Origin of the sequence: Aeromicrobium sp. Leaf272 (assembly GCF_001422865.1) — a bacterium.
In the GTDB taxonomy this organism is placed as follows: Bacteria; Actinomycetota; Actinomycetes; order Propionibacteriales; family Nocardioidaceae; genus Aeromicrobium.
Genome location: NZ_LMMY01000001.1, coordinates 7517 through 9048, shown reverse-complemented (window position 1 = coordinate 9048; position 1532 = coordinate 7517). Strand labels below are relative to the sequence as shown.

The following is a 1532-nucleotide window of genomic DNA, read 5'->3' as shown; positions in this document are numbered from 1 at the left end:
CGGCGGTAAGCACGGACGCCGAGCCTCCGCCGTCTACTGCCAGTGCGACGCCGGCATGGTCCCCGGGGAGACCACCTTGATGCGTCGTTCCGACGCAGTGCTCGGTGACGAGCCGATGCTCTGGGCCCCCGGCTTGGAGGTGGGGTGGCAGAGCGCGTCCTGCGCTTGGACAGCTTCCAGACCCATGTCCTTCGCCGGTTCGTCGCCGACCTCGCTGACGGCGGGCCGGCCAGCCCCTTCACCTACAACGCGCGGAAGCCAGTGACCTACGCGGCGCAGGCGGCCAGCGCGAGCGGCATCCTCGACCGCCAGCGAGCAGTCCTGGGCCTCAAGCAGCCGGACACCACCGCCTCCTCCGTGAGCACCTGGAGGGCCACCTACACCGAGATGCACTTCGGAATGACGGAAGCGCTCCAGGTCTCCGGCCGCTCCTCCGTGGCGAACCACCACGGGATCACGCGTCAGCGCATCAACCCCATCCGCCAGCGCGAGCGGAACGCGAAGAGGAAGCCGCGGAACCTCGACTTCTGAATCTCGACCAACCAAGCCGCCGCACCCTTGCGGGCGCCGACACGTCGTCGCCCTCGGGGTGCGGCGGCTTCGTCATTGGCGGCGCGGATCAGTTCCGCAGAACTGGCGCCCATCTGCGGGACGATGACGCCATGACCGACCTGTCAGGCCGTCTTCGCTGGATGCCCGCGTCCGAGGAGGAGCTCTCGACCGCGATCTCTGATGGTCGTCTTGAAGAGACTCATTACCTCGACCTCAAGCGCGAAGTCGAAGCCGGCCGTGCCGCGAACAAGGAACTGGCTCGCGACCTCGCTCAGTTCGCCGTCGACTCCGGCACCCTCGTCATCGGTGTGGAAGAGGTCCCCGATGGACCGCCGGTCCTGGCGCCGGTCGTCCTTGAGGGGCTGCCCGAGCGGATCGAACAGGTCGCCGGCTCGACCGTGGACGCGCCGCTCTTCGTGACGACCACCGTCATCCAGTCGTCCTGCGATCCCACGCGAGGCTACCTGCTCGTGCACGTCCCAGCATCCGCGTCGGCACCGCACATGGTCGACGGCGTCTACTTCGGTCGCGGCGACAAGAAGCGAGTCCGTCTCTCCGATGCCGAGGTGCGACGCTTGCACGCCCAACTCGCCGCCGGTGAGGACGAGGTGCGTGACGCGATCAGAGCGTACGTGCGTCGCGACCCGGTCCCCGCCGACATCCGTCGCAACGCCCACCTCTACGTCCTTGCGATGCCGGTCACCCCCCGCCGAGAGATGCTGCTTGACGTCACGGACGGACCCGACGCTTACGCGCGCTTGAGCGGCCTCGTCCGCGCCGGCGCGACTGCCGCGCAGCTTCCGGGCGAGTTCCCGCCATCAGTCAGCGGTGCTGCCGAGTTCCAACGTCGCCAAGACGGCGCGGCGATGACCACCAACCTCCGGTCCGATCGCACGGTCGTCCCGGAACGTCGCCACTACGAGCAGTTCCTCGAGGTCGAGATGTCAGACGAAGGAACCGTGCGCATCGCCATGGGTCGT

General features: G+C 68.3%; 2 protein-coding genes. Both read left to right on the top strand.

Translation table 11 applies throughout. From position 1 onward, the window contains the following. Positions 1-144: 144 nt before the first annotated feature. Entirely contained in the window at positions 145-531 is a 387-nt protein-coding gene (locus tag ASF38_RS00055) for a hypothetical protein (protein WP_056572785.1), read from the top strand. Positions 532-662: 131 nt separating this feature from the next. Beyond that, on the top strand, positions 663-1532 hold an 870-nt coding region (locus ASF38_RS17325; RefSeq protein ID WP_200914341.1), incomplete at its 3' end, for a helix-turn-helix domain-containing protein.